The 25,151-nt window shown below is 60.6% G+C and carries 21 protein-coding genes and 1 pseudogene; 5 read left to right on the forward strand and 17 right to left on the reverse strand.

Annotated features, from left to right (window positions below):
- Positions 1-27 precede the first annotated feature (27 nt).
- The 11 genes from hutG to hutC all read right to left on the reverse strand — a co-directional run bounded on the left by hutG (position 28) and on the right by hutC (position 13,318).
- Complete coding sequence (hutG, locus tag AB4N33_RS20070; RefSeq protein WP_460118879.1) at positions 28-831, reverse strand: N-formylglutamate deformylase; 804 nt, start codon at positions 829-831, stop codon at positions 28-30.
- Positions 824-2,047 (reverse strand): imidazolonepropionase, encoded by a 1,224-nt coding sequence (gene hutI, locus AB4N33_RS20075; RefSeq protein ID WP_476458093.1) that lies wholly within the window; start codon positions 2,045-2,047, stop codon positions 824-826. The genes hutG and hutI overlap by 8 nt, the downstream gene beginning before the upstream one ends.
- Positions 2,048-2,147: 100 nt before the next feature.
- Positions 2,148-3,680, reverse strand: coding sequence for a histidine ammonia-lyase (gene hutH / locus AB4N33_RS20080; protein ID WP_460118883.1), 1,533 nt, complete (start codon positions 3,678-3,680; stop codon positions 2,148-2,150).
- Between the two features lie 114 nt (positions 3,681-3,794).
- Positions 3,795-5,318, reverse strand: coding sequence for a histidine ammonia-lyase (gene hutH, locus AB4N33_RS20085; protein ID WP_460118885.1), 1,524 nt, complete (start codon positions 5,316-5,318; stop codon positions 3,795-3,797).
- A gap of 141 nt (positions 5,319-5,459) precedes the next feature.
- Positions 5,460-6,290 (reverse strand): quaternary amine ABC transporter ATP-binding protein, encoded by an 831-nt coding sequence (locus AB4N33_RS20090; RefSeq protein ID WP_460118887.1) that lies wholly within the window; start codon positions 6,288-6,290, stop codon positions 5,460-5,462.
- Entirely contained in the window at positions 6,287-7,138 is an 852-nt protein-coding gene (locus AB4N33_RS20095; RefSeq protein ID WP_368556598.1) for an ABC transporter permease, read from the reverse strand. The genes AB4N33_RS20090 and AB4N33_RS20095 overlap by 4 nt, the downstream gene beginning before the upstream one ends.
- Positions 7,139-7,208: 70 nt before the next feature.
- The gene (locus AB4N33_RS20100) at positions 7,209-8,177 is read right to left on the reverse strand and encodes an ABC transporter substrate-binding protein (protein ID WP_460140458.1); all 969 of its coding nucleotides are present in this window, start codon (positions 8,175-8,177) and stop codon (positions 7,209-7,211) included.
- Between the two features lie 69 nt (positions 8,178-8,246).
- Positions 8,247-9,719 (reverse strand): purine-cytosine permease family protein, encoded by a 1,473-nt coding sequence (locus AB4N33_RS20105; protein ID WP_476458094.1) that lies wholly within the window; start codon positions 9,717-9,719, stop codon positions 8,247-8,249.
- A 151-nt stretch (positions 9,720-9,870) separates the two neighbouring features.
- Positions 9,871-11,568: a urocanate hydratase gene (gene hutU, locus AB4N33_RS20110; RefSeq protein ID WP_460118894.1), complete on the reverse strand. Its 1,698-nt coding sequence runs from the start codon at positions 11,566-11,568 to the stop codon at positions 9,871-9,873.
- Positions 11,569-12,041: 473 nt separating this feature from the next.
- On the reverse strand, positions 12,042-12,611 hold the full coding sequence (locus AB4N33_RS20115; RefSeq protein ID WP_476458095.1) for a HutD/Ves family protein: 570 nt from the start codon (positions 12,609-12,611) through the stop codon (positions 12,042-12,044).
- Positions 12,608-13,318, reverse strand: coding sequence for a histidine utilization repressor (hutC, locus tag AB4N33_RS20120; protein ID WP_460126849.1), 711 nt, complete (start codon positions 13,316-13,318; stop codon positions 12,608-12,610). Before hutC ends, AB4N33_RS20115 begins: the two co-directional genes overlap by 4 nt.
- A gap of 146 nt (positions 13,319-13,464) precedes the next feature.
- Between hutC and AB4N33_RS20125 the strand changes: the two genes are divergently transcribed.
- Complete coding sequence (locus AB4N33_RS20125; protein ID WP_476458096.1) at positions 13,465-14,829, forward strand: formimidoylglutamate deiminase; 1,365 nt, start codon at positions 13,465-13,467, stop codon at positions 14,827-14,829.
- A 55-nt stretch (positions 14,830-14,884) separates the two neighbouring features.
- Here the strand turns inward: AB4N33_RS20125 and AB4N33_RS20130 are convergent, their stop codons facing one another.
- Together AB4N33_RS20130 and AB4N33_RS20135 are read right to left on the reverse strand one after the other, a co-directional pair.
- Entirely contained in the window at positions 14,885-15,454 is a 570-nt protein-coding gene (locus AB4N33_RS20130) for a lipocalin family protein (protein ID WP_476458097.1), read from the reverse strand.
- Positions 15,455-15,485: 31 nt separating this feature from the next.
- On the reverse strand, positions 15,486-15,740 hold the full coding sequence (locus tag AB4N33_RS20135; protein ID WP_460118901.1) for a hypothetical protein: 255 nt from the start codon (positions 15,738-15,740) through the stop codon (positions 15,486-15,488).
- Positions 15,741-16,021: 281 nt separating this feature from the next.
- Between AB4N33_RS20135 and AB4N33_RS20140 the strand changes: the two are divergent.
- The 4 genes and pseudogenes from AB4N33_RS20140 to AB4N33_RS20155 form a co-directional block, all read left to right on the forward strand.
- A pseudogene (locus AB4N33_RS20140) lies at positions 16,022-17,056 on the forward strand (HAMP domain-containing protein); the annotation flags it as partial.
- Positions 17,057-17,149: 93 nt separating this feature from the next.
- Complete coding sequence (locus AB4N33_RS20145; RefSeq protein WP_460126851.1) at positions 17,150-17,914, forward strand: methyl-accepting chemotaxis protein; 765 nt, start codon at positions 17,150-17,152, stop codon at positions 17,912-17,914.
- Between the two features lie 205 nt (positions 17,915-18,119).
- Complete coding sequence (locus AB4N33_RS20150) at positions 18,120-18,392, forward strand: type II toxin-antitoxin system Phd/YefM family antitoxin (RefSeq protein ID WP_460118903.1); 273 nt, start codon at positions 18,120-18,122, stop codon at positions 18,390-18,392.
- Positions 18,389-18,721 carry a type II toxin-antitoxin system RelE/ParE family toxin gene (locus AB4N33_RS20155; RefSeq protein ID WP_460118905.1) on the forward strand — a complete coding sequence of 111 codons (333 nt, stop codon included), beginning with the start codon at positions 18,389-18,391 and terminating at the stop codon, positions 18,719-18,721. Before AB4N33_RS20150 ends, AB4N33_RS20155 begins: the two co-directional genes overlap by 4 nt.
- Positions 18,722-18,733: 12 nt before the next feature.
- Here the strand turns inward: AB4N33_RS20155 and AB4N33_RS20160 are convergent, their stop codons facing one another.
- The 4 genes from AB4N33_RS20160 to AB4N33_RS20175 form a co-directional block, all read right to left on the reverse strand.
- The gene (locus AB4N33_RS20160) at positions 18,734-19,336 is read right to left on the reverse strand and encodes a DUF924 family protein (protein WP_460118907.1); all 603 of its coding nucleotides are present in this window, start codon (positions 19,334-19,336) and stop codon (positions 18,734-18,736) included.
- A 3-nt stretch (positions 19,337-19,339) separates the two neighbouring features.
- Positions 19,340-20,350, reverse strand: a complete 1,011-nt coding sequence (locus AB4N33_RS20165) for a class 1 fructose-bisphosphatase (RefSeq protein WP_460118909.1) — start codon at positions 20,348-20,350, stop codon at positions 19,340-19,342.
- A 201-nt stretch (positions 20,351-20,551) separates the two neighbouring features.
- A complete protein-coding gene (locus tag AB4N33_RS20170; RefSeq protein ID WP_476458098.1) occupies positions 20,552-21,925 on the reverse strand; it encodes a DUF3999 domain-containing protein in 1,374 nt (457 codons plus the stop codon).
- On the reverse strand, positions 21,922-25,137 hold the full coding sequence (locus AB4N33_RS20175; protein ID WP_476458099.1) for a DUF2339 domain-containing protein: 3,216 nt from the start codon (positions 25,135-25,137) through the stop codon (positions 21,922-21,924). Before AB4N33_RS20175 ends, AB4N33_RS20170 begins: the two co-directional genes overlap by 4 nt.
- Positions 25,138-25,151: the final 14 nt, after the last annotated feature.

The raw sequence follows: 25,151 nt of genomic DNA on the forward strand, positions 1-25,151 counted from the left end.
TGGGGCCGTCACTTTCACCCAAAGGTGTCAGGCCTTGTAGTGTGCTTGCCCCCAGGCCAGCAACCCTTGCAACAACTCCTTGAGCACCACCTGGGTCGGCGCCGCCAGGTCCGGACGGTAGCGGAACGGTTCGAACTCTTCCATGTAGGTGCTCTGCCCCAGTTCCAGTTGCACCGCGTGGATGTTGTCCGCCGGGTTACCGTAATGCCGGGTGATGTGGCCACCCTTGAACCGACCATTGAGCACATGGGTGTAGTCGCTGTGCCGTGCGCAGATGCCTTCCAGTTGCGTGGCCAACTGCGGATCGCAACTGGCGCCGTTGAAGGTGCCGAGGTTGAAGTCCGGCAGCTTGCCGTCGAACAGGTGCGGGATGATCGTGCGGATCGAGTGCGCATCGAACAACAATGCATAACCGAATTCGGCCTTGAGTCGTGCCAGTTCGTTCTGCAAAGTCGTGTGATACGGCGTCCACACCTGTTCCAGGTAGGTCGATCGCTCGGCCGCCGTTGGCTCCTTGCCCTCCAGGAACAATGGAATGCCATCGAACAGGGTCGAGGGATACAGCCCAGTCGTTGCGCCGGCATACAACGGTTTGTCGTCCGATGGGCGGTTCAGGTCGATGACAAACCGAGAATATTCTGCGGCCAGGGTGCTGGCACCCAGCTCGTGAGCAAAGTCATACAGCGTCGGGATATGCCAGTCGGTGTCCGGCAGGCTTCTCGCGTCCGCGATCAGCCCGGCCTCCACTGCCGGGGTCAGGCGCACGCCGGCGTGAGGCATGCTGATCAGCAACGGCACGCTGCCTTGTTTGAAGTTCAGAACTTTATCCACGAATGCTCTCCTGGAAGTGTGTTTCAACGCCGTGACGCACGACGCGTTTTCCCAGCTCACCGCCCAACCAGTACGACAGGTCGGCGGGACGATCGATTTGCCAGGCGACGAAATCTGCCACCTTGCCCACTTCCAGCGAGCCATGGGTCCGGGCCATGCCCAACGCGGTGGCCGCGTGAATGGTCGCACCGGCCAGGGCCTCTTCCGGAGTCATGCGAAAACAGGTGCAGGCCATGTTCAGCATCAGGCGCAGCGACAGCGCCGGCGACGTGCCGGGGTTAAGATCGCTGGCGATGGCGATTTTCACTCCGTGTTTACGAAGCGCATCCATCGGTGGCAATTGGGTTTCACGCAGGAAGTAGAACGCGCCGGGCAGCAACACGGCGACGGTGCCGGAGGTCGCCATGGCGATGGCATCGTCTTCGGTCATGAATTCCAGGTGGTCGGCGGACAGAGCGTGGTAACGCGCCGCGAGCGTCGAACCGTGCAGCGATGACAATTGCTCGGCATGCAATTTCACTGGCAGGCCCAGTTGCTGCGCCGTGATAAATACCCGCTCGACTTGCGCCGGGGAAAACGCCAGGTATTCGCAAAAGGCATCCACCGCATCCACCAGTCCTTCAGCCGCCAGGGCCGGAAGCATCTCGGTGCAGATGTGCTCGATGTAATCGTCGGCGCGATCCTTGTACTCCGGCGGCAAGGCGTGCGCCGCCAGACAGGTACTGCGCACGCTGATCGGCAGTTTTTCACCCAGGCGACGGGCAACTCGCAGCATCTTGCGTTCGCTGGCCAGGTCCAGACCGTAGCCGGACTTGATCTCGATGCTGGTGACGCCGTCGCGTATCAGGCTGTTCAGCCTTTTGGCGGCGCTGGCGAACAGCTCATCTTCACTGGCCGCACGCGTGGCGCGCACGGTGCTGGCGATGCCGCCACCGGCGGCGGCGATTTCCGCATAGCTGACGCCTTGCAGACGCTGCTCGAACTCACCGCTGCGGTTACCGCCGAACACCGTGTGGGTGTGGCAGTCGATCAGGCCCGGAGTAACCCAGGCCCCGTTCAAATCGTTGACCGCCGGGTACTCGCCGGACGGCAGTTCGGCGCGTGGGCCGATCCACTCAATAAGCGCACCGGACGTCACGATGGCCGCGTCCTCGATGATCGAGTAGACGCCCTGCGCCATGGTTGCGACGTGGCAGTGTTGCCAGAGCGTTTTCATCTCTAATCTCCAGAGTATTCAAAATCGAATCGCTGGCAAGCCAGCTCCTACAGGTGTTGCGCTATGCCTTGTAGGAGCGGGCTTGCCCGCGATGGGGCCCTCAGAGGCTCGGCAACAACTTGCCCGGCGCCAGCTCGGTCAGGCACCGCGAAGCCAGCAGTTCGGTCGCTGCATTGATGTCCGGCGCGAAGAAGCGGTCCTTCTCGTAGAACGGCACTTCGTTGCGCAGGATGGCGCGGGCTTTCTCCAGTTTCGGGGAAGTCTTCAGACCGTTGCGCAGGTCCAGGCCCTGAGCCGCCGCCAGCCATTCAACAGCGAGAATGCCACGGGTGTTTTCAGCCATTTCCCACAAACGCTTGCCTGCCGCTGGGGCCATGGACACGTGATCTTCCTGGTTGGCCGAGGTCGGCAGGCTGTCCACTGAATGCGGATGGGACAGTGCCTTGTTTTCACTGGCCAGCGCGGCCGCCGTCACCTGGGCGATCATGAAGCCGGAGTTCACGCCGCCATTGGCCACCAGGAACGGCGGCAGTTGAGACATGTGCTTGTCCATCATCAGCGAGATACGGCGCTCACTCAGCGAACCGATTTCAGCGATGGCCAGGGCCATGTTGTCGGCAGCCATGGCGACGGGTTCGGCGTGGAAGTTACCACCGGAAATGACGTCGCCTTCAGCGGCAAACACCAACGGGTTATCGGAGACTGCGTTGGCTTCGACGGCCAGCACTTCGGCGGCCTGACGGAACTGAGTCAGGCAGGCGCCCATGACCTGTGGCTGGCAGCGCAGGGAATACGGGTCTTGCACCTTCTCGCAGTTCTCGTGGGAATCGGAGACTTCGCTGCGATCGCCCAGTAAATCGCGGTAGGCGGCAGCGGCGTCGATCTGGCCTTTCTGGCCACGGGCGGCGTGGATGCGTGCGTCGAATGGCGAGCGCGAACCCAGTACCGCTTCAACGGTCAGCGCGCCCAGGGACAAGGCGCCGGCGAACAGGTCTTCACCTTCGAACAAGCCGCGCAGGGCAAACGCGGTGGAAACCTGCGTACCGTTGAGCAAAGCCAGGCCTTCTTTCGCTGCCAGGGTCAGCGGGGTCAGGCCAGCGATTTTCAGCGCCTCGGTGGCTTCCATCCATTCGCCCTTGTAGCGCGCCTTGCCTTCGCCCAACAGCACCAGCGACATGTGCGCCAAGGGTGCCAGGTCGCCGGAAGCCCCTACCGAGCCCTTCAACGGAATGTGCGGGTAGACTTCGGCGTTGACCAGGGCGATGAGCGCGTCGATGACCACACGGCGAATCCCGGAGAAACCACGGCTCAGGCTATTGACCTTCAACACCATGATCAGACGCACCAGCGCGTCGCTGATGGGCTCGCCGACGCCGGCTGCGTGGGACAACACCAGCGAGCGTTGTAGGTTTTCCAGGTCTTCGCTCGCGATGCGAGTCGAAGCCAGCAGGCCGAAACCGGTATTGATGCCGTAGGCGGTACGGTTCTCGGCGAGGATCTGTTCCACGCAGGCAACGCTGGCTTCGATCTGGGCCGAGGCACTGCTGTCGAGGGTCAGTTGGACCGGTTGTTGATAGACATCACGCAGTTGGGCCAGGCTCAGTTGGCCGGGAATCAGGTTGAGCGCAGTCATTTCATGCTCCTTTTGAGAGTTTTTTATTAACTCACCAGACGCTCCGGAGATGTCCGTTGTCCGTCGCGTCTCGCCTTTTGGGGAGCCGCGCCTTGGCACGCTGGTGTCGGGAAATCAGTGCAAATTCGGTAACGTGTTGCGCAGCAATGCCGGGTCTTTCAGTACCTCGGCTGCCGCCGCGATATCTGGCGCCAGCCAGCGATCCTGGTCATAGGCTGGGACCCGTTCACGCAGCAGATGCCAGGCAGCGTCGGTGCCAGCGCCGAAGCGTTGTTCTTTGAGGAACTCGAAGGCCTGGGCCGCCAGCAGGTACTCGATGGCAAGAATCTGCGTGCAGTTTTCCAGCGTCCGATGCAGCTTCAGCGCAGCGTTGGTGCCCATGCTCAGGTGATCTTCCTGCAGGCCCGAGGTGACGTAGTTGTCGAGTACCGCCGGTTGCGCCAGTTGACGGTTTTCTGCACACAGGGATGCGGCGACGTATTGCACGATCATCATCCCGGAGTTCACCCCCGGATTCGCCACCAGGAACGCTGGCAGTCCGCTGACGTGCGGGTTGATCAGGCGGTCGAGTCGACGCTCGGCGATGGAGCCGATTTCTGCCAGGGCGATGGCCAGCAAATCCGCGGCCATGGCCACTGACTGACCGTGCGGATTGGCCTGGGACATGATGCGGAAATTATCCGGCGTCCCCAGCAGCAAAGGGTTGTCGGTGCAGCCGTTGAGTTCGGTTTCGATCTGGGCAACGGCGTGGGCCAGTTGATCCCGGGCAGCGCCGTGAACCTGAGGGATGGAGCGAATGCTCAACGCATCCTGGGTGCGGATGCCTTTGCTCGACGCGATCACTTCACTGCCTTCGAGCAGCCCGCGCAGGTTCGTGCCGACCTGTTGCATGCCTGGATGTGGCTTGAGCGCGATGATCTCGGCATCGAACGCAGCGATCTGTCCGCGCTGGGCTTCAAAGCTCATGGCGCTGATGACATCGGCCCATTGCAACAAACGCGTGGCATCGGCAAGCGCCAGGCAACTGAGACCGGTCATGCACGGCGTGCCGTTGACCAGGCACAATCCATCCTTGGCGCCCAGTTGCACCGGCTGCAAGCCCTCTTCGGCCAGCGCCTGCTGTGCAGAGACGACTCGCCCCCGGTAGCTGACATTGCCAACGCCCAGCAACGCGATGCCAATGTGCGCCATGTGGGTCAGGTAACCCACCGAGCCTTGGGACGGCACTTGTGGAGTGATGCCGCGATTGAGCAACGCCAGCAGAGCCTCGACCACGCGGCGATGGATGCCGGACTTGCCCTGGCTGTAATTGCGGATGGCGGCGCACAGGATCGCGCGGGTCTGCTCGTCGGCCAGCGGCGCACCGACGCCACAGGCGTGACTGAGCAAGGTGTTGCGCGACAACTGGCTGAGTTGCTCGTCTTCAAGCGACACGTTGCACAACGCGCCCAGGCCGGTGTTGACGCCATAGGCACGCTCGCCGCTGGCGACGATGCGCTGGACGATAGCCTGGGCGTTTTCGATGCGTGCCCAGGCCTGCGGTGACAGCTCAAGCTGCGCGCCGTGGCGGGCGACCGCGACCACATCCTGCCAACGCAACGGGGCATCGGCGATTACGATTTTTTCAGCCTGGGACATCTTTTACCTCTAGCCAATATTGATGCAGCTTTACCGGCCTCATCGCGGGCAAGCCCGCTCCCACAGGTTTATCGGTGTTCACACAACCCCTGTGGGAGCGGGCTTGCCCGCGATAGGGCCGGCACAAGCACCGCAAGTTTCTCAAACCACCGCCGCCCGCCGCTGCACGAACCGGTCGACATACTCATCCGCTGGCGAATGCAGAATCTCGCGCGGCGTACCGACCTGGATCAGGCGTCCGTCCTTGAGGATCGCGATGCGGTTGCCGATGCGCACAGCCTCATCAAGGTCGTGAGTGATGAAAACGATGGTCTTGTGCAGGGTCTTTTGCAGCTCCAGCAATTGGTCCTGCATCTCGGCGCGGATCAGTGGGTCGAGGGCGCTGAAGGCTTCGTCCATCAGGATGATGTCAGTGTCGGCCGCCAGGGCACGGGCCAGGCCAACACGTTGACGCATGCCGCCAGAGAGCTGGTGCGGAAATTTGTTTTCGTAGCCTTTGAGGCCCACGGTGTTGATCCAGTGCAGCGCACGCTCCGAGCACATCTGCTTGCTCTCGCCACGCACTTTCAGGCCGTAGGCGACGTTCTCCATCACGGTCTTGTGCGGCAGCAGGCCGAAGCTCTGGAACACCATGCTGATCTTGCGCCGGCGAAATTCGCGCAGGGCTTCCATGTCGTACTGCAGGATGTCTTCGCCATCCACCAGAATCGCGCCACTGGTAGGGTCGATCAGACGATTGAAATGGCGCACGAGTGTCGACTTTCCGGAACCCGACAGGCCCATGATCACGAAGATCTCGCCGCTGCCGATGCTCAGCGACAGGTCATTCACGCCGACCACACAACCGGTTTCGGCTAGCACCTGGTCCTTGGTCTTGCCTTGGCCGATAAGGCCCAGCGCGTCCTTGGCGCGGTTGCCGAAAATCTTGAAGACGTTTTTGACTTCGATCTTGCTTACGCTTGCATTGTTCATTTGCTCACCTCATGCCGCGCACGACCATACGCCTGCGTAATGCGGTCGATCACCACGGCCAGAATCACGATCGCCAGACCCGCTTCCAGGCCACGGCCGACGTTGAGGGTCTGGATGCCCACCAGCACGTCTTCACCCAAACCACGTGCACCGATCATCGAGGCGATCACGACCATCGACAGCGCCATCATGGTCGTCTGGTTGATCCCGGCCATGATGCTCGGCAGGGCCAGCGGCAGTTGCACGCCGAACAGTTGTTGCCAGCGGTTGGCACCGAAGGCGTTGATCGCCTCCATCACTTCTCCGTCGACCTGGCGGATACCCAGATCAGTCAGTCGGATCAACGGTGGAGCGGCATAGATCACCGTGGCGAAAATCGCCGGCACCTTGCCCAGGCCGAACAGCATCAATACCGGGATCAGGTACACGAAGCTTGGCATGGTCTGCATGATGTCCAGCAGCGGCATCAGCACTGAACGCAGGCGATTGCTGCGCGCCGATAGAATCCCCAGGGGCACGCCGATCAGCACCGAAATGATCGTCGCCACCAGCATCAGCGCCAGGGTTTGCATCAGCTTGTCCCAGAGCCCGACCGCGCCCACCAGGAACAACAGGCCGACGATGACCGCAGTGGTCACCACTTTACGGGTCGCATGCCAGGCCACACCCGCGACGATGGCCAACATCAGCCACCAGGGCGCCGCACGCAGCAGCCCTTCAAGATTGACGATGGCCCACAACAGCGTGTCGGAGATGTGCCGGAACACGTCGCCATAGTTGGTGACCAGCGAATCGACCCAACCGTTGACCCAGTCGGCGATGGAAAAGGTAAAGCTTTCGGGAAACATAAGAGACTCTCAATCAAGGGGTTGCGATCAAGCGTCCGGCTGCCGTTGCCAGCAGCCGGAGAAGCTCGACCTACAAAGCCGCGTCGATTTTCTTGGCAGCGTCTTCGCTGACCCACTGATGCCAGACTTCAGGATGTTCCTTGAGGAAGATTTTCGCCAGTTTTGGCGACTCGATACGTTCCTTCGCCATGCGGCCCAGGTTCTGGTTCAGCAGGTCGATCGGCAGGTTGACCTTTTCCAGCACGGCCACCAGCTCCGGCGCCTCGTCGTGGAAGGTCTTGGATAGGCCGACCTTGATGGTCACGGTCTTGTCTACGCCTGGTTTCTCTTCGAGTTTGACTACGTCGACCTGGCCCATGAGCGGAGTCGGCGACCAGTAGTAGAACAGGATCGGCTCGCCACGCTTGTAGCTCGACAGTACGGCTGCATCCAGCGCCGGGCCGGTGCCAGGGCGGAAGTTGGTGTAGGTGCTTTCCAGGCCGTAGCTTTTCAGCATTTCGCTGTTGTCCAGCTCGCAGGTCCAACCGGCCGGACAGTTGTAAAAACGCCCCTTGGTCGGCTCTTCGGCATCTTTGAACACAGCCGAGTACTTGGACAGGTCAGCGATGTTTTTCAGGTCTGGTGCCTTGGGTTCCAGTTTGCGTTTGGCATCACCTTCGATCACATAGCGAGGCACGTACCAACCCTCGACCGCTCCCAGGATCGGGCCGCCGACACCCACCACCTTGCCGGCCTTTTCGGCCTTGTTCCAGACCTCGCTGCGACCGACCCATTCTTCGGCAAACACTTGGATGTCGTTGCTGCTCAGAGCGTTTTCCATGGTGATGGAGTTGCCCGGCAGGCTGTCAGTCTTGCAGCCGTAGCCTTTTTCCAGCACCACTTGCAGGACGTCGGTCAGCAGCATGCCGCTTTCCCAGTTCAGTCCTGCGAATTTCACAGGCTTGCCTGACTCGCACCAACCGGCTGCCTGGGTGGCGCCTGCACTGGCCAACAGGCCCATGGAAAGCAATGTGGTCAGCAGGGTCTTGTTCGATTTCATTGTTGTGACGCTCCTAATCATGAATTGGCTTACGGCAGTCAAGAGGCATCCAGCCCTGTCCACGTCCAATCAGGCCTGCGCCGCAGCGCGACCATTCCCACTTGTTTTTGGTTGTTCGACGCTGTCCTGCTCGACCGGCAGAATCAGCTGGTCAGGTACCGATCCGTGCCATTTTTTTGCGCATACGTAGTAAAGCGCAGCAGGCAGCACCAGGCCGATAATCCAGGAAATATCCACGTCACCCAGCGCCGCTACCAGCGGACCGGTGTAGAACTTGGTGGAGATGAACGGTAACTGCACCAGTACGCCGAACACGTAGATGCTGATGCCCAGCATGTTCCAGCGGCCGTAACGACCATTGGGATCAGCCAGCGCCGGTACGTCATAGCGCTCGCGGGTGATGCAGTAGTAGTCCACCAGGTTGATTGCGCTCCATGGCGTGAAGAACGCCAGCAGGAACAGGATGAAGGACTTGAACGCCCCCAGGAACGAGTGCTGACCGAGCAATGCGATCAGGGTTGCCGCACCGACAATTACCAGGACAAAAACCAAACGCTGCAAGCGGGTCACTTCCAGGCGGCCGCGGAAGCCGCTGATGATGGTCGCAATGCACATGAAGCTGCCGTACGAGTTAAGCGTGGAAATGGTGACCTTGCCGAACGCAATGCTGAAGTACAGCAGCGCAGCGGTCGCACCACTGCCGGCGAAACCCACGATGTAGGCCACTTCATGCCCGGCGTATTGGCCATTGGCGGAGGCGGCGGCAAACACACCGAGAATCATCGCCACTTGTGCGCCGATCACCGAACCTGCGCCGGCAGCGAAGAAGGTTTTCACCGAAGACGTATTGCTCGGCAGGTATCGCGAGTAGTCAGCCACATAGGGACCAAAGGCGATCTGCCAGGAGGCCGCGAGCGACACCGCCAGCAGGAAACTGCTCCAGCTGAAATGGCGAATCTGCAACAGCGCGCCCACATCCGTCTGGGTCATCAGGCGGCTGAACAGGTAAACAAAGGCAATCACGCCAATGATGCTGGCGACACGGCCAATAAAATGGATCACCCGATAGCCAAGCACCGTCACCAGCACGATGACACTGGCGAAGATGAGAATACCAAGGGTGTCGCTGACCCCGAACAACTGACCCAGCGCCTGGCCGGACAGCACTGTGCCCGTCGCGGTGAAGCCCAGGTACATCAGGCAAACCAGGACAATCGGGATAGCCGCGCCATAAACACCGAACTGCACCCGGCTGGAGATCATCTGCGGCAAGCCCAACTTGGGCCCTTGAGCCGCGTGCAACGCCATCACCCCGCCGCCGAGCAACTGACCGATAAACAAGCCGATCAACGACCAGAACACATCACCGCCCAGCACCACGGCCAGGGCCCCGGTGACAATCGCGGTGATCTGCAGATTGGCCCCCATCCACAAGGTGAACTGGCTGAAGAGACGACCGTGTCTTTCCGCTTCCGGGATGTAGTCAATCGAGCGTTTCTCGATCAACGGTTTGTTGCCTGCACGTGCGTCTTTGACAGCCATGATTCAACCTCTGTGGATTGTTATGGGAGTTGGCTTTCGCCCCCCTGTAGGAGCGAGCTTGCTCGCGATGACGGTAGATCAGTCACATTCATGCTGGATGTGCCGACGCTAACGCGAGCAAGCTCGCTCCTACAGGGAAGCGGTGTTGCGTTTACTTGCCGGTAATCATCGGCAGGTTCAGCCCTTGTTCCTTGGCGCAGTCGATGGCGATCTGGTAACCGGCATCGGCATGACGCATGACGCCGGTCGCTGGGTCGTTGTGCAGGACGCGAGCGATACGCTCGGCCGCTTCGTCAGTCCCGTCGCAGACAATCACCATGCCCGAGTGCTGGGAGAAGCCCATGCCGACGCCGCCGCCGTGGTGCAGGGAAACCCAGGTCGCGCCGCTCGCGGTGTTGAGCAGGGCGTTGAGCAGTGGCCAGTCGGACACGGCATCGGAACCGTCCTGCATCGACTCGGTTTCGCGGTTCGGGCTCGCCACCGAACCGGAGTCCAGATGGTCACGACCGATGACGATAGGCGCCGACAGCTCGCCGCTGCGTACCATTTCGTTGAATGCCAGGCCGAGCTTGGCGCGCAGGCCCAGGCCAACCCAGCAGATACGCGCCGGCAGACCCTGGAAGCTGATGCGCTCACGCGCCATGTCCAGCCAGTTGTGCAGGTGGGCGTCGTCCGGGATCAGTTCCTTGACCTTGGCGTCGGTTTTGTAGATGTCCTGTGGGTCGCCCGACAGAGCAGCCCAACGGAACGGACCGATACCGCGGCAGAACAGCGGACGGATGTAAGCAGGGACGAAACCTGGGAAGTCGAAAGCGTTTTCCACGCCTTCTTCCTGGGCCATCTGACGGATGTTGTTGCCGTAGTCGAAAGTCGGTACGCCCATTTTCTGGAAGTCCAGCATCGCCTTGACGTGTACGGCCATCGATTGCTTGGCGGCCTTGACCACGGCAGCTGGCTCGGTCTTGGCGCGAGCGCGGTATTCGTCCCAGGTCCAGCCGGCCGGCAGGTAGCCGTTGAGCGGGTCGTGGGCGCTGGTCTGGTCGGTGACCATGTCAGGACGCACGCCCCGACGTACCAGCTCCGGAAGGATTTCAGCGGCGTTCCCGCACAGGGCGATAGAGATCGCCTTGCCTTCGGCGGTGTACTTGGCAATGCGCGCCAGGGCGTCGTCGAGGTCTTTGGCTTGCTCGTCGACGTAGCGGGTTTTCAGGCGGAAATCGATGCTGATCTGCTGGCATTCGATGTTCAGCGAGCAGGCACCGGCCAAGGTTGCGGCCAGCGGCTGGGCGCCGCCCATGCCGCCCAGGCCAGCGGTCAGGACCCACTTGCCGGTCAGGTCGTCGTTGTAGTGCTGGCGACCGGCTTCGACGAAGGTTTCGTAGGTGCCCTGAACGATGCCCTGGCTGCCAATGTAGATCCAGCTCCCGGCGGTCATCTGGCCGTACATGGCCAGGCCTTTGGCGTCGAGTTCGTTGAAGTGCTCCCAAGTCGCCCAGTGGGGCACCAGGTTGGAGTTGGCGATCAATACGCGCGGGGCGTTGCTGTGGGTCTTGAACACGCCGACCGGCTTGCCGGATTGCACCAGCAGGGTCTCGTCGTCATTCAGGTTGGTCAGGCTCTCGACGATCTTGTCGTAGCATTCCCAGTTACGTGCTGCCCGGCCAATACCACCGTACACCACCAATTCTTTAGGGTTCTCGGCCACTTGCGGGTCGAGGTTGTTCATCAGCATGCGCAGCGGCGCTTCGGTCAGCCAGCTCTTGGCGGTCAGCTTGTTGCCGCGCGGGGCACGGATTTCAACGTCACGGCGCTTAGTAGAAGAGGCGGTGGTAGTTTTGTTGTCAGTCACGAAAAAGACTCCTCAGCGATCAATCCAAACCAACCCTGGCAGTGGGTAAGCCAGCCTGTGCGCATCGTTGCGCCACAGGCGAATCAGGTGGACGTTGCGAGGAGTCTCATTGGACTCATACGCATACGTCTTTACTTGTACATACAAGCATATGCAATCAAGCGGCCAACTTGTTGAATGGGCATTCGAGAAAAATTCGGAAACAGCTGGAGAGCGCCTGGATCAAGGGGTCTGGCGTAGATGAAATTTTCCGGGGGAATTTTTGCAGGAGGTGGGGTTTGTTACGGGAGCGGGGTTTTGCGCTGTGATGGGGCGTTCGGTAACAAAGTGGTGCGCAACAGGAAACGGTCTTGCTTCACTGTAGGAGCGAGCATGCTCGCGATGGTCGTCAACGATGACGCTGGCTACCTGAGACCCCGCGGTGCCTGCGACTCCATCGCGAGCATGCTCGCTCCTACAGGGGGGATGTGGTTTTAGCGTGCGGTCAGTTCGATAACGCAGCAGGCACCCTGGCTCGAGATTTCCAGCAAATCGCTGTTACCGTCCAGTTGCAGGCAATCATGTCGCGCCAGTTGCGAAACCGTGTTACCGACCTTCACCTCGAGCGCTTCGCTGACACTGAACACCAGCACGGTGCCGGCTTCGCTGAAAAACCGCTGCTCCCCGTCCAGCCACTGCAACCGCGCACGGTAACGCTTTGGTGCATAGATCAGGTTGAAATCGCGGATCGCTCCACCCAGCAAGGTGCAGGAAACATGGCTCTCACCACTGAAGGCGAACGGATCGATCGGTAACAGTGACCGTGTGTCCTGGCCATCCACCGACAAGACCATACCGTCGCCCTGCAACACGGTGATGATTCGCTCGTAACCGGCAAACATGGAGAACCCACCCGACTCGCTAATGTCGGCTATGGACAGGCGCCAGCCGAAACCATCCAGCCCAGTGCCGGCGTCGCGGGTAATTTCTTCAGTGCTGCCACCGCCGTTTTTCCACGGCATGCGCGGGTAATCCGTGGCGCGTAGAACCTTGAGCTGATTCATTTGTGAAACCGACCTTCGAGACGATGACGGGAACCGGGGTGGATCAAACGCGCAGCGGTCACGGGCTGACGACCGGACCAGGTGCGACGACGAATCAACAGGCACGGCTCGCCCTTTTCGATCTGCAACAACTTGCACTCCGATGCCTCGGCCAGGATCGCTTCGACCACGTGCTCGCCTTCGGTCAGCGGCGCAACCTGGCTGAGGTAGGCGTAAGGCGTTTGCAAGGTGAAATCCTGCTTGAGGTATTCCGGGGCCACCAGCGCGTTGACGAAACGGTCTTCGATTTGTACCGGAATATCATTTTCGAAATGCACGATCAGCGAATGAAAGACCTTTTGTCCCTCGCGCATATCCAGGGCCACGGCGCGCTCGGACCCGGCCGCCTCTTCTTCCAGGGTGATGACCGTGCAAGTGTGGCGATGGCCACGGGAGGCGATTTCGTCAGCGATGTTGTGCACTTCAAACAAGGCGGACTGGCTTTTCGGTTCGGCGACGAACGTGCCGACGCCTTGCATGCGCACCAGCAGGCCGTCGGCGGTCATCTCGCGCAATGCCCGGTTGATGGTCATGCGGCTGAAGCCAAGTTGGCTGACCAGCTCACTTTCCGACGGAACGCGATAGTGAGGCGGCCAGGCACCGCTGTCGATTTGCTGGGTAATCATCTGTTTAACGCGAGCGTACAAAGGCGCCGGACTGTCGCCCATGTTCGCGGCCAACGGAGAGACTGGAGGCGGAGTCGGCACGGTTGATCCCTGTTCATTTGATATAGGTTGCTAGCTTGCCGGAGTTTACCGGGCAGGCAAACGTCTGTATATGTATATACAAATAACACACGATGGGGTGATGAACCATGTCCGCCTTCTTTGCCGAACGCGCGCTGCTGCCTAGTGGATGGGCCAACAATGTACGTCTTGAGGTCAGCGCCGACGGCGTGCTGACCCAAATCCAGGCCGATTCCAATGCAGATGGCGCCGAAAGGCTGAGCGGCCCGCTGTTACCGGGCATGCCCAACCTGCATTCCCACGCCTTTCAGCGGGCGATGGCCGGGCTGGCGGAAGTGGCGGGTAATCCGAATGACAGCTTCTGGACCTGGCGCGACCTGATGTATCGCCTCGTCGGAAAAATCAGCCCCGAACAACTTGGCGTGATTGCCCGTCAGCTGTACATCGAAATGCTAAAGGCCGGCTACACCTCGGTCGCCGAATTTCATTACGTGCACCATGACATCGATGGCCATCCCTATGCGGACCCGGCCGAACTGGCGCTGCGCATCAGCCAGGCCGCCAGCGCCGCGGGCATCGGTCTGACCCTGCTGCCGGTGCTCTACAGCCATTCAGGTTTCGGTGGCCAGGCGCCCAACGATGGCCAACGACGATTTATCAACAGCACCGAAAACTACCTGAACCTGCAATCGCGCCTGCAACCTCTTCTGGCCCAGCAGAAGGCCCAGTCGGTGGGCCTGTGCTTCCACTCGCTGCGCGCCGTGACCCCACAGCAAATCAGCGAAGTGCTGGCCGCCAGCGACCAGCGATGCCCGGTGCACATTCACATCGCCGAGCAGCAGAAGGAAGTCGATGACTGCCTGAACTGGAGCGGCCGTCGCCCCCTGCAATGGCTGTATGAGAACGTCGAGGTCGATCAGCGCTGGTGCCTGGTTCACGCCACCCACGCCAACCCGGAAGAGGTCTCGTTGATGGCCCGCAGTCGCGCCATCGCCGGCCTGTGCCTGACCACCGAAGCCAACCTCGGAGACGGGATTTTCCCTGCGGTGGATTTCCTCGCTCAAGGCGGGCGCATGGGCATTGGTTCCGACAGCCACGTATCGTTGAGCGTGGTGGAAGAACTCCGCTGGCTGGAATACGGCCAACGCCTGCGCGATCAGCGGCGTAACCGCTTGTATGGCGCGGATCAGCCAATGGTCGGTCGCACGCTCTACGACGCGGCGTTGGAAGGCGGCGCCCAGGCGTTGGGGCAACCGATTGGCGCCTTGGAAGTCGGTAAACGCGCGGATTGGCTGGTGCTGGACGGCAACGATCCGTACCTGGCGACAGCAAGCGGCGACGGGATTCTCAATCGCTGGCTATTCGCCGGCAGCGACCGACAGGTACGCGATGTGCTGGTCAATGGCCAGTGGGTCGTGCGCGATGGGCGGCATGCGGGGGAAGAGGAAAGTAGTCGGGCGTTTGCCCAAGTTTTGCGTGAACTACTCGGCTGACAAAAAAACTACGCCTGTAGGAGCGATCATGCTCGCTCCTACAGGGCAATTACAGTTAGTTCGACGTCTTCGCCATCTGCGTATCCGTTGCCCGCCAGATCAGCCGCGTAGTGTCGTAACCCTGTTGGCGTGCCTTGCTGAGCAATTCCTCACGGACCACCCCATTGACCGTCGGGGTCCGCGACAGCAACCACAGGTAACGCCGGTTCGGATCGCCGACGATGGCCGTCTTGTAGTCATCGCTGACGAACAACACCCAATATTCGCCCTTCGCCACACCCGGGATCAGCCGAGAAAACCAGTTATCGAACTCGACCCACAGCTTGTCGGTCTTGCCGGGCACCTGTGGATAAGCCGTACCCTTGGCTTCTTCCCATTGCCAGTCTGCGGTCAGGCAACGATTGAGCACCAGGATATTGCCGTCGGGCTTGAGGGTGTAATGCGCTTCCGATTGTGCGCAGTTGCGCTGGAAGTACATCGGCAGACGCGCCAACTCGTACCAGGTCCCCTGGTACTTCTTCAGATTGACGCTATTGACGGTTTTCGGCGCCAGCGGATCTTCACCAGAGGTCGCGCAGCCAGCCAATACCAGGCTGGCAAAAAGGAGGATCAAAAACTGCTTCATTGTTTTTCTCCCGCGGGCACAGCGCCCCGGATTACTTCAGGCCTTGGCCGGAAAACATCATCACTTTGTCACCGGCGTACTGCACGCTGATAAAGCTGTTCTTGTCGCCCCAGGTGCAACTGGACAGACCAAATGCGCCTGAACAGTCGGTAGGCTTGCCCAGCAAGGTTTCTACCTCAGCCTTGGGCATGCCTGTCGACAATTTGGAGTAGTTTTCCTGATTGACCTTGCCGCACGCGACCAACAACACGCAGAACGAAAGCAGGGCGACGGAGCGCAACGACATGGTGAAACTCCTGGAGCGTAGGGGAATGGCAGATTGCCAAGCAGAAGCTTAGAAGTGAAAATCGTTATCTGGTTCCCTCATCCCCCGTCTATTTATCGGGCCGCTCGTCTGCCTTTATCCGAAAAATCAGCCACTTTGCGGCGCCGTTGTGCATTTCGTCGGCTTTGGCCAAATGCGCCTAATCTTTGGCGCCTTTGAGTCGACATAATGACCAACGCCACGCACCATTTTGTGGCACATTGGCGCCCTCGTTGACCAGCCCTTCTGCGGTAGTTCATTTAATGACCAGAAACATCAAGTTCAGCCACAAAATTCTGTTGGCTGCTGCCCTCGTGGTGGCCGTCGCATTTGCCTGTTTCATCCTGTTCAACGACTACCGACAGCGCCAGACCCTGCGCAGCAGCACTGAAACATCGATGCAGGAACTCGGCAGCCTGACCACCAGTAACATCCAGACCTGGCTGGAAAGCCGCATCCAGTTGCTGCAATCGATGTCGCAGCAGGTTTCCGCCGACGGCAGCGCATTGAGCAGCCTGAAGCGCGTGATCGACCTGCCCGCCTACACTGGCAACTTTCAACTCAGTTACTTCGGCGGCACCGATGGCGTGATGTTCTCGGTCCCGGCGGGTAACCGTGCGGCAGATTACGACCCCCGCGCCCGTGGTTGGTACAAGGCGGCCAACACCGCACAACAGACCATCGTGACCGAACCCTACATTGCCGCTTCCTCCGGCAAGCTTGTGATTACCGTCGCCACTCCGGTGCAGCGCCAAGGCCAGATGATCGGCGTCGCTGGCGCCGACATCGACCTGTCCAGCGTCAGCGCGATCATCAACTCGCTGAACTTCGGCGGCCATGGCCACGCGTTCATCGTCGGCGCCGACGGCAAGATTCTCATTCACCCGGACAGCAAGCTGGTGCTCAAGAGCCTGGCCGAGGCCTATCCCAACGACACGCCAAAGGTCAGCCCAGGCATGAAAGAAGTCGAGATCGACGGCAAGCGCCAGTTCATCTCCTTCACCCACGTCAACGGCGTACCCTCGGCTGACTGGTACGTAGCCTTGGTACTCGACCAGGACACAGCGTTCGCAATGCTCAGCGAGTTCCGCACCTCGGCGTTCATCGCCATGGTGATCGCCGTGGTGATCATCATCACCTTGCTGGGCATACTGATCAGCTTTCTGATGCAACCGCTGCTGACCATGGGCCGCGCCATGCATGACATCGCCGAAGGCGAAGGCGACCTGACCAAACGCCTGACCATTCACGGCCATGACGAGTTCGGCGCGCTGGGGTTGTCGTTCAACCGCTTCGTCGAGCGCATCCACACCTCGATCCGCGAAGTGTCATCGGCCACCGGCCAGGTCAACGAAGTGGCGTTGCGGGTCGTGGCGGCCTCCAACTCGTCGATGTTCAACTCCGACCAGCAGGCCTCGCGCACCAACAGCGTCGCGGCGGCGATCAACCAGCTCGGCGCTGCCGCACAGGAAATCGCCCAAAACGCCGCCCTCGCCTCGCAGCACTCCAGCGATGCCCGCGCGCTGGCAGAAGACGGCCAGCAAACCGTGGAAAAAACCATCAGCGCCATGCATCAGCTGTCGGCGAAGATCAGTGATTCCTGCGGCAACATCGAGACGCTCAACAGCAACACCGTGAACATCGGACAGATTCTGGAAGTGATCACCAGCATCTCCCAGCAGACCAACCTGCTGGCGCTGAACGCGGCCATCGAAGCCGCCCGTGCCGGTGAAGCGGGTCGTGGCTTTGCCGTGGTCGCCGACGAAGTGCGCAACCTGGCGCACCGCACTCAGGATTCGGCGCAGCAAGTGCAGAAGATGATCGAAGAACTGCAAATCGGCGCCCGCGAAGCGGTCAGCACGATGACCGACAGCCAGCGTCAGAGCGAGAGCAGCGTCGGCATTGCCAACCAGGCCGGCGAGCGCCTGGGCAGCGTGACCCAGCGCATCGGTGAAATCGATGGAATGAACCAGTCAGTCGCCACCGCGACCGAAGAACAGACCGCCGTTGTGGAGTCGATCAACGTCGACATCAACGAGATCAACACGCTGAACCAGGAAGGTGTCGAGAACCTGCAGGCGACACTGCGTGCGTGCTCCGACCTCGAGCAGCAGGCGGCGCGGTTGAAGCATCTGGTGGGTAGCTTCCGGATCTAGGGCGCGACCACCGACGCAATCGCGAGCAGGCTCCCACAGGTTCGATGTGATCCCTGTGGGAGTGGCGGTGAGACAATATGACTTGCTCGCGATTGCGCTATCGGCGACATCAAGTAATTCAGACGCTCATTGATCAGCTCAGCCTGACGCAGGACTGAATTAGGACTAAACTCAGTCCTATCTATTCCTCCGAGCACTTCATTTCATGAAACTCTCATCCCAAATCAAGCCGATCAGCTACCTTAAAAGCCATGCTGCCGAGATAGTCAAAACAATCACGGAGAGCCGCGAGCCTATGGTAATCACCCAAAACGGTGAAGCGAAACTGGTGGTCATGGATGTAAAAAGCTTTGAGGAGCAAGAAGAAACGATGGCACTGCTCAAACTCCTGGCGATGGGTAATCGGGAGATAGAGCAAGGCAACTTCCGTGATGCCGAGGATGTCTTCACTGACCTCGACAGGGCTGACAATCAATGAGTTTAAAGGTCGTCATTCTTCAGTCAGCCGAAACAGACCTCAAAGAGCTTCGTACCTACCTCACCCGACAGTTCTCGAATCAGACTTGGCAGAACACTTTTGCCAACCTGAAGACCGCTATTCGCAACCTGGGAGAACAACCCTATGCAGGGTCGACCCCCGAAGAAATCGACAAGCTCAATCTCAGTCAGTACCGACAAATTCTTGTTGGAATGAATCGAGTGATTTATGAGGTTCGCGGACAGACAGTCTTCGTTCACATCATTGTCGATACCCGAAAAAGCCTGCTTGCATTGTTGCTGAAACGGCTTGTTCAAGGGAATGCGTGAAGCTGAAGAACCTTAAAAGCGCGAACCTGGCTTATTTAAAAACAGCAACTCCTCAGCCGTAGATTCGCGTCCCAGCACCTCATTGCGATGAGGAAACCGCCCAAACTGCGCGATCACCTTCTGATGCTTCTCGGCATAGCCCAGGTAGTCGGCAAACAACGCTCGATCACTTTCCGGCTGTTGCTCCATCAGGTCGATGTAACGCGAAATGCACTCGTTCTGCACCGCCAGGTGTTCGCAGTGTTCCAATACCAGGTAGATGAACACCCGCTGGATCGGCAGCAATTGCCGGTCTAAATCCGCAGCGATACCTTGCGCCACCAGAGCCTGGGCTCTGCTGTCACCGGAAAAGGCTTTGGGGGTCTCGCGAAACAGCATGCGCGGCAATTGATCGAGCAACAGCACCAGGGCCAGCCAACCTTCAGGGCGTTGCGCCCATTCAGTCAATCCGCCGGCCAGTGCCTGCTCCACCCGTTCCCCGAAACGCTCACGCGCCTCGAGGTCCTGGCTGTCGCGCTTGCCGAACCACAACCCGCCCTTCTGCGCCGCCACTTCCTTTGCTGATTCGGATGTCCCGAACCACCATTCGAGCAAGGGCTGCCAGGGCGCGGTCATGGGTTATTCCTTGTGGTAGGCCGTGGCGCGGGCCACTTCTTCTTTCGAGCCCAGGAACACCGCGCAACGCTGGTGCAGGCCTTCCGGCTGGATGTCGAGGATGCGCTGGTGGCCGTTGGTGGATGCACCACCGGCCTGCTCGACCAGGAAAGACATCGGGTTGGCTTCGTACATCAGGCGCAGTTTGCCGGGTTTGGATGGCTCACGGCTGTCACGTGGGTACATGAACAGGCCACCACGGGTCAGGATGCGGTGCACGTCCGCCACCATCGCGGCCACCCAGCGCATGTTGTAGTTTTTCTTCAAAGGACCTTCTTCGCCCGCCAGCAACTCGTCGACGTAGCGTTGCACGGGGGCTTCCCAGTGACGCTGGTTGGACATGTTGATGGCAAATTCCTGGGTGGACTCAGGAATGGTGATGTTTTCGTGGGTCAGGACGAAGCTGCCCATTTCACGGTCCAGGGTGAAGCCCTTCACGCCATCGCCCAGGGTCAGCACCAGCATGGTCTGCGGACCATAGATTGCGTAGCCGGCAGCGACCTGCTGGGTGCCTGGCTGCAAGAAGGCCTTTTCATTCAAGGCTTCGTTTTGGCTCAGGTATTCGCTCGGGCAACGCAAAACCGAGAAGATGGTGCCGACCGGAGCGTTGATGTCGATGTTCGACGAACCGTCCAGCGGGTCGAACACCAGCAGGTAGGCGCCTTTCGGGTATTTGCCAGGGATCTGGTAGGCATTGTCCATTTCTTCGGACGCCATGCCGGCCAGGTGACCGCCCCATTCGTTGGCTTCGAGCAGGATCTCGTTGGAGATCACATCGAGTTTTTTCTGCACTTCGCCTTGGACGTTTTCAGTGCCCATGCTACCTAGAACACCACCCAGGGCGCCTTTGGACACGGCGTGGCTGATCTCCTTGCAGGCACGCGCCACCACTTCGATCAGGAAGCGCAGATCGGCAGGAGTGTTGTTGCTGCGGGTCTGCTCAATCAAATAGCGACTCAGGGTAACGCGGGACATGGACGGCTCCGGAGAATGGGGGGGCTAAAAACCCGCGCAGTTTAGCGCGAGTCGAGGCGCATTTCCTCCTATCAGACGTGATACGCCCAATAGAGTTCATGCGCGGGGTTTAGCGTAGTTCGAATCCGGCATTTTCACTGGCCGATATGCCCTCATCGCTGTAGGAGCGGGCTTGCCCGCGATCGGTGCGCAGCACCGACTTTAAGAACTGGCCGGAGGCTTGCGCAACAAACTGAACGCCATCGCCCCGAGGAACAACACGCTGAGCAGCAACACCGCCCACAAACCGAATTTCTTCCAATCGGTGTCCGAGGTCGCCGCGCCCACAGCCGTTGAGGCGGGTGTGCTCACCACCTCGGCATCCACCGTCGCCCGCCCCAGCGCTGCCCACTTCGCCGCACTGTAATCGGGAATCAGCGTGGTCAACGGCAGGTTCGCCGTCTTCGCCGTCGCGTGACCCACCGCCAGGGTATAAGGCCCGGCACCACGGGCGAGGAACACCAGTTGCGTGGCGCGTACGGCAAATTTCACGTTCGGCGCCTGTTCACCGAGGCCACCGCCCCGCTCGTCCACCGTCAATTTCAACTGCTGTACGGTTCGCCCCGGCAACTGCAATTCGTTCTGCACCACCTCCTGGCCGTTCTGCGTCAGGCGATAGAGCAAGCCACCGCCAAGCGGCTGCCATGGCCGCCGACTGTCCAGCCGTCCGGCCAGGGTCGCCGGCGCCAAGCTGTTCGGCTGGTCCAGCTCGACCTGCAAGCGTTCGACATTCACGCCCACCGGCAATTGCCAAGTGTATTCGCCGGCCTTCTCGCGGGTGCCCGCCAAGGACTGCGACCACATCAACGGCAACGACAGGCTGCGCGAGGTTGCGCTTTGCAATTGCGCCGAGGTCAGCGTGGGTGCCGAACTCGGCGTGCTCCACAACAGGCGCAGGTAACGCGCCGATTGACCCGGCAAACCCACTTCATGCTGCTCGACCCGCTCGTCAGCAAACGTCAGCCGCGCCACCTGCCCCTCACCCCAGGACTGCCAATGCTGCAGGTCGTCGCTGGCTTCAATGCTGAAACGCTGGAAACCGTCGCGCTCGCTGGTCCAGTCAAGGATCAACTGCTGCAACGGCGCCTTGATCGCACTGGCATCGAGCAGCCAGCCGCGCAGCACTTCTTCACCGGCTTCCAACTGACTCGATGGCTGCACCTCGACCAACGCGCCATTGGCATTCGATTGCACCCGCACACTCGGCGCGCGCTCGTTGTCGTCCGCATCGTTGTACAACGGAAACCACTTCACGTCGGTCAAGAGACGGGTTTCCCCTGCCTGGGCGTTTTCCCGCGCCAGCGCATAGGCCTGTGGCTCGCCGTTCGCGTTGAACACCCGCACGTCGCTCAGGTCGGTCTGCCGCGCGCTCAGTTGCACGGCCAGAGGCAATTCGAGGCGATACCACGGGCCCTCGCCGCTCAGCGTCAAGGGTAACTGCGTGGCAAAGTCCGACGGCTGTTCCAGCGCGTTGACCGAAAAAGCGAGCCCCATGGCAAAAGCGCCTGACCAGACCCGGTTCAACTTCTGACTCAAGACGACACTCCTTCGGTTTGCGGGGCAGGTTTTTCAGGGTCCGGCGCAGCCTCGGCACGTTTGGGCGGCAACGGGGCGAAATAGCCCACGACCAACAGCAATACACCGACGCCGATGAACGAGACGATCCGGGCAAGCCCGCCACGGTTGCTCAATTCGACAAAGAAAAGTTTCGCGACCACCACGCCGATCAACGCCGCACCAATCAACCAGACCTCGCGACGTCGGCGCAGGTGGCCGCCGATCATCAGGCTCAGGGCCATCAGGGTCCAGATGATCGACAGGCCAGCCTGTACCTGCATCGACGCAAGCAGCGAATCCAGCTCGAACGGGACGCCACCCCAATGGTGCGCGGTGCGGTTCACCAGTGCGGTGAAAAACGCGAACAGCAAGATGCCAACGGTCAGTTGCGTGGCGCGATCAATAACGTCCTTGTTCAGAGCACATTGCGTCGCCGCACTGCGGGCCCACACATAAATGCCGAACAACGAAAACAGCAGACCCAACTCCAGAGGATTGAGCAACGGCACGTAGGGCAACGGATCGGCAGCGCCGCTGCTGAAGCAGTTCGCCAGCCAGAACCAACCGAGCATCAGCAATGCCAGCGGCGCCGCCGCATAAAGCCTGTACTCACGCGGATATGCAGCCACCGGCCAAGGCCAGTTGCGGGGACTGGCCATCAACACCAGGTACAGGCTCGGCAGAATCGCCCAACCCAGCCAGCGCCAGGCGTTGTACTGCTCGGAAAGCAGCAACAGACCGAAACGCAATTCCAGCGCCAGCACGCCGATCAACAACCAGCAACCGAGCACGTGGGCAACGCTCAAGACCCGCACCGAGAGCATCGGCGCCAATCGGCGCAACGAGATCAAGTGCACGACGAACACCGCCGCCCAGGCCAGCCAGCCGAAGTTGGCTGCCGGGTGATAACGCGAGTGCCACGCGGCGAGCAACACCCATCCTGCCGTCGGTATCAGCGCCGTGCAGAGCAAACCCAGCGCCGGCCATTTCAGGCGCACCGCCAACACCGTCCACAGGGCTGCGCTCAACGCCGCCACCGTCAGCAACAAGACGGTTTGGGCCTCGAATGAGGCGAACCGGAGTACTTCGCTGCCCCATGCCAGCGCCCACCAAGTCGCGCCCCAGACCAGCAGCCCATCGGACAGACGCTGGTTCAAGAGCGCAACCGGACGGTCTTGCTGCAAGCGCCAGGCCCCGAGTAAACCTGCCAGACCCAACACCAAAGGCGTCCAGAATCGGTAATGCGTCAACGGCCGCACGCCTTCGCTGGACAGCGATGCGAGAAAGTCCGAGCCAGCCACCAGGAACAACCCACCACCCAGCAACTGCACGGCAAACCCGCTGAGCGCGAAGGTGCGAGATTGCAGATGCAGCCCCATAAATATCGTCGCCGTACCGGCCAGCGCCCAGGCGATCGCGGTGCCGTATACGAGAAAGAACAAAGGCGCCAGCAGATAGAGAAAGGCCAGCCCCAGACATGCCAACACCGGCAGTGCCCGACGCTCCCAGGACGAGGCAACATCTGGCGGGGCCTTGCGCAACTGGTAGAAGCTGAACAACAAGGCCACGCCGAGCAGCAACGCGCCCAGCGGTGCACCTGAAACCAGGCTGAAGTCGCCGGCCCGTAGTTCGCCGACGAACGCCAGCGCCGGGCCCACTTGCAGCAGCAACGCGAAGGCGCGGGCCAATGACCGTTTCTGCCGCAGGCCGAGCCAGAAGATACCCGCACCTTCAACGGCCCAGGCGGCGGTCGTCCAGCGCGCATCGAGCCCCAGCGGAATCGCCAGGCTGGTGAAAATCACGCCCAGCGCGAGGCAGGTTTCCCCCAACAGCATCGTGCGCCCGCTGAACAACGCCCGCGTCAACGCCATGTACACAACGCCGAGCGCCAAAGCGCTGAATGCGGCGGCGAAAGGCAGATGCTGCACCAATGCGAACTGTAAGCCGAAGCCCACCAGCGGTGGACCAAACAGCAGCGTGCCGTCGACATAGTCGCCTCTGCGCGCCGACCAATGCAGCAGCGCCTCGCGGTTATCGTCTTCCGGTGCGTCGCCCATTTCCCGTAACTTGCGCCGCGCGAACAACAGGCCGATGGCCAGGTACATGAGGAAAAACAGGATCAGGAACGGTTCGGTGCTCCACAACAGTTCCGGTGTATAGGACCGCAGGCCCCAGGTGAAGCCGATGCCAAAGGTGCCGACAAAGCCGATCACGTTGAGGGGGCGCCACGCCTTGAACCAGGCAATGCCAAGGATGCCGGCGTTGAGCAGGGCGAAATAACTGAACAGCGCGACATGGCTGCCAGCGCCGGTGGACGTGAGGATCGGCGCGGCGAAACCGCCCAGTGCAGCGGCGCAGGCCAGCGCCAGGGAATCCTGGGTGATGGCCAAAATAGCCGAGAACACCGTCACCGCCACCAGCAGGCCGAGCGCTGCGGTGGGGTCCAGCAACGGGTGCAGGCGCATCGCGGCAAACACCGTCAGGTACAACACGCCAATCCCGGTGCCTTGCAGCATCAACGCATAGTTGCGATTGCGTTGGCGCAGCCACCAACCCAGCCCGAGCAAGGCCAATGCGGCGGCCGCTACCCCGGCGTAACGCAGCTCAAGCGGCACCACCATGCCTTCAGTGGCGTAACGCAACAGAAACGCCAGGCCGAAAAACAACAGAACCACGCCAACGCGCAGCACTGTATTACCGCCCAGCAACCAATTACGCGCACCGGCAAGGGCACGCTCGATGACGTTCGGACCACGGTCAGCGACAGGCTCGCGCACGGGTGGCTCGGCTGTCCAGGCATCGTCGGACAGTGGCTGACGAGGTTGTGATAGGGGCTCAGGCTCAGGCTCAGGCGGAAGCTCCCACACCAATTCAGGTGTCGCGACGGATGCTTCTTCAAGCGAGAGCTCAAGGGAAAAATTCGACTCCCTGGCCAAGGGTTGATCAACCGCTGGCTGCGGCACTTCGACACCCGTGGTTTCCAGCACCGCCAGACGTTGTTGAACCGCATTCAACGCTGCCTGCGCCTGCTCCAACAGCACGCGCTGTTCAGCGGCTTGCGAGCCCAGACGGGCGATACGAATGGCCTGGCCAATTCCCAACCCGAACAGCGCGCCCAATAGCGCGTCACTGAACGACTCGTCGAGCATCCAGCCCAGCACAAGCCCAATCAACATGAACATCCATTGCATGGTCGATATCCCTA

The sequence above is a fragment of the Pseudomonas sp. S1_E05 genome, from assembly GCF_056337105.1.

Excerpts from the sequence above, each read along its gene's own strand:
- AB4N33_RS20150 (WP_460118903.1), top strand. The coding sequence starts at position 18,120 with ATGAAACTCTCATCCCAAATCAAGCCGATCAGCTACCTTAAAAGCCAT.
- AB4N33_RS20165 (WP_460118909.1), bottom strand. The coding sequence starts at position 20,350 with ATGTCCCGCGTTACCCTGAGTCGCTATTTGATTGAGCAGACCCGCAGC.
- AB4N33_RS20125 (WP_476458096.1), top strand. The coding sequence starts at position 13,465 with ATGTCCGCCTTCTTTGCCGAACGCGCGCTGCTGCCTAGTGGATGGGCC.
- AB4N33_RS20160 (WP_460118907.1), bottom strand. The coding sequence starts at position 19,336 with ATGACCGCGCCCTGGCAGCCCTTGCTCGAATGGTGGTTCGGGACATCC.
- AB4N33_RS20135 (WP_460118901.1), bottom strand. The coding sequence starts at position 15,740 with ATGTCGTTGCGCTCCGTCGCCCTGCTTTCGTTCTGCGTGTTGTTGGTC.
- hutC (WP_460126849.1), bottom strand. The coding sequence starts at position 13,318 with ATGGGCGACAGTCCGGCGCCTTTGTACGCTCGCGTTAAACAGATGATT.
- AB4N33_RS20115 (WP_476458095.1), bottom strand. The coding sequence starts at position 12,611 with ATGAATCAGCTCAAGGTTCTACGCGCCACGGATTACCCGCGCATGCCG.
- hutH (WP_460118885.1), bottom strand. The coding sequence starts at position 5,318 with ATGTCCCAGGCTGAAAAAATCGTAATCGCCGATGCCCCGTTGCGTTGG.
- AB4N33_RS20095 (WP_368556598.1), bottom strand. The coding sequence starts at position 7,138 with ATGTTTCCCGAAAGCTTTACCTTTTCCATCGCCGACTGGGTCAACGGT.
- hutI (WP_476458093.1), bottom strand. The coding sequence starts at position 2,047 with ATGAAAACGCTCTGGCAACACTGCCACGTCGCAACCATGGCGCAGGGC.
- AB4N33_RS20090 (WP_460118887.1), bottom strand. The coding sequence starts at position 6,290 with ATGAACAATGCAAGCGTAAGCAAGATCGAAGTCAAAAACGTCTTCAAG.
- AB4N33_RS20130 (WP_476458097.1), bottom strand. The coding sequence starts at position 15,454 with ATGAAGCAGTTTTTGATCCTCCTTTTTGCCAGCCTGGTATTGGCTGGC.
- AB4N33_RS20105 (WP_476458094.1), bottom strand. The coding sequence starts at position 9,719 with ATGGCTGTCAAAGACGCACGTGCAGGCAACAAACCGTTGATCGAGAAA.
- AB4N33_RS20155 (WP_460118905.1), top strand. The coding sequence starts at position 18,389 with ATGAGTTTAAAGGTCGTCATTCTTCAGTCAGCCGAAACAGACCTCAAA.
- AB4N33_RS20145 (WP_460126851.1), top strand. The coding sequence starts at position 17,150 with ATGTTCAACTCCGACCAGCAGGCCTCGCGCACCAACAGCGTCGCGGCG.
- hutH (WP_460118883.1), bottom strand. The coding sequence starts at position 3,680 with ATGACTGCGCTCAACCTGATTCCCGGCCAACTGAGCCTGGCCCAACTG.
- AB4N33_RS20175 (WP_476458099.1), bottom strand. The coding sequence starts at position 25,137 with ATGCAATGGATGTTCATGTTGATTGGGCTTGTGCTGGGCTGGATGCTC.
- AB4N33_RS20100 (WP_460140458.1), bottom strand. The coding sequence starts at position 8,177 with ATGAAATCGAACAAGACCCTGCTGACCACATTGCTTTCCATGGGCCTG.